The 1,868-nt window shown below is 51.4% G+C and carries 2 protein-coding genes; one reads left to right on the forward strand and one right to left on the reverse strand.

Features of this window, described 5'->3' with window-relative positions; translation table 11 throughout:
• Positions 1–608: 608 nt before the first annotated feature.
• The gene (locus GF617_RS26760) at positions 609–719 is read left to right on the forward strand and encodes a small membrane protein (protein WP_142924546.1); all 111 of its coding nucleotides are present in this window, start codon (positions 609–611) and stop codon (positions 717–719) included.
• Positions 720–928: 209 nt separating this feature from the next.
• Here the strand turns inward: GF617_RS26760 and GF617_RS26765 are convergent, their stop codons facing one another.
• Entirely contained in the window at positions 929–1,165 is a 237-nt protein-coding gene (locus GF617_RS26765; protein ID WP_016947370.1) for a hypothetical protein, read from the reverse strand.
• Positions 1,166–1,868 lie beyond the last annotated feature (703 nt).

Raw genomic sequence — 1,868 nt, forward strand, 5'->3', positions numbered from 1 at the left:
GCACGAACCCCCCGTTCAGTCCGACTGCTGCGCCTTATCCGGTAACTATCGTCTTGAGTCCAACCCGGAAAGACACGCCAAAGCGCCACTGGCAGCAGCCACTGGTAACAGGATTAGCAGAGCGAGTTAATGTAGGTGATGCTACAGAGTTCTTGAAGTGGTGGCCTAACTACGGCTACACTGGAAGGACAGTATTTGGTATCTGCGCTCTGCTGAAGCCAGTTACCTGGTTAAGCAGTTCCCCAACTGACTTAACCTTCGAAAAACCACCTCCCCAGGTGGTTTTTTCGTTTTCAGAGCAAGAGATTACGACGAGACTGAATGAATCTCAAGATTTCATTTAGCCTGCCACCCGATCATTCAAAGTTTTGGCGTTGACCTGCTCCCCGTGATTTGTTACATACCCACCACAGGGCATTATTTTTTTTTGATGATATGTACAAAATCAGTGGTTAGGAATAATCTTAGCCGCCTTAACAAACACATACAAAAACAGCGGTTATGTTTCATCTCACCACAATAAGTAACGACAGTATCATGCTAAAAAAAGATGATATTATCTTTATGAAATCATAACAGGCTGTTTTTATTAAATTAATCAGGCATTTATGGACTGGATTTTACTTACTATCGCCATTGCTCTACTTGTTGTAGCTGTCTACTCAGGAATCTCATACTACAAAGAAAAAAAAACAATCAGTCGTACATTTAGGCGATAGCGCCCTATTTACCATAATCCCTTCTTACGCGCACCGCGAAAACGGCCTCAGGGCGTTTCTGCGCCTTCAGCCACAAAAGAGCACGTCTTACCCCCAGAAAACCGCCCGGAATCGCTCTGGTGAGTTTTACGGGGGTGAATGACTATGCACCGTAGTGAATACCACGCTGTTTCGCCCTGAACTCCCCACGAAACCGACGAAAGTGGCAATCAGCGACGCGGCGCCCGCGGACGCGACCAGGTAAATTCCGCCTGCTGCCGCTCCTCCTCACGCGCAGATCGCTGCCGTTCTGCCTGGCGCTGCGATTCGATCTGTGCACGAGCCCTGTTAAGGACAATGTGCCTGTTGGGCTGATTCAGCTTCTTGCCTGACGCTCTCTCAGCGGCGGCAACAGCATCGTCGAGAAATCTTTTCTCGGCGGGCGTCAGGTTTATCAGTCGTTTCATGGCGATCTCCGGTCAGAATAACTCTGCACAGTCTGCCAGACACGGCGAACCTCATGAAGAACCTGCAGCCGGGAACAGCCCTGAGAAACGGTGAACGGGAACGGATTTTAATCCGGTGCCGTGAAGCGTTGGCGGGGTATCGGGGCGCAGCCCTGAGATATCGTTTTGGTGCCGGCATCGTGATGGCGGTACTCCAAAAACACATCTTGTCCCGCTTTCAGTTTCTGAATTTGCGGGTTCCGGGCGCAGCGCCGGACCAGTCACGTAGCGCTAGCGGAGTGTATACTGGCTTAGTATGTTGGCATGAGTGCGATAATCAGGAAAGCGCCTTATGCGGCAGAAGAAAAATGCTGCAGCAGAGCGTAAGCAGAATATGCGATACAGAAGATATTCCGCTTCCTCGCTCACTGACTCGCTGCGCTCGGTCGTTCGGCTGCGGCGAGCGGTGCCGGCTTACGGGCGGGGCGGAAATTTCCAGGAAGATACCAGGAAGAAACTTAACAGGGAAGCGATGAGGCCGCGGCGAAGCCGTTTTTCCATAGGCTCCGCCCCCCTGACAAGCATCACAAAATCTGACGCTCAAATCAGTGGCGGCGAAACCCGACAGGACTATAAAGATCCCAGGCGTTTCCCCCTGGTAGCTCCCTCGTGCGCTCTCCTGTTCCTGCCTTTCGGTTTACCGGTGTCATTCCGCTGTTATGGC

The sequence above is a fragment of the Lelliottia sp. RWM.1 genome (assembly GCF_016859735.1).
In the GTDB taxonomy this organism is placed as follows: Bacteria; Pseudomonadota; Gammaproteobacteria; order Enterobacterales; family Enterobacteriaceae; genus Enterobacter.

Excerpts from the sequence above, each read along its gene's own strand:
- GF617_RS26760 (WP_142924546.1), top strand. The coding sequence starts at position 609 with ATGGACTGGATTTTACTTACTATCGCCATTGCTCTACTTGTTGTAGCT.
- GF617_RS26765 (WP_016947370.1), bottom strand. The coding sequence starts at position 1,165 with ATGAAACGACTGATAAACCTGACGCCCGCCGAGAAAAGATTTCTCGAC.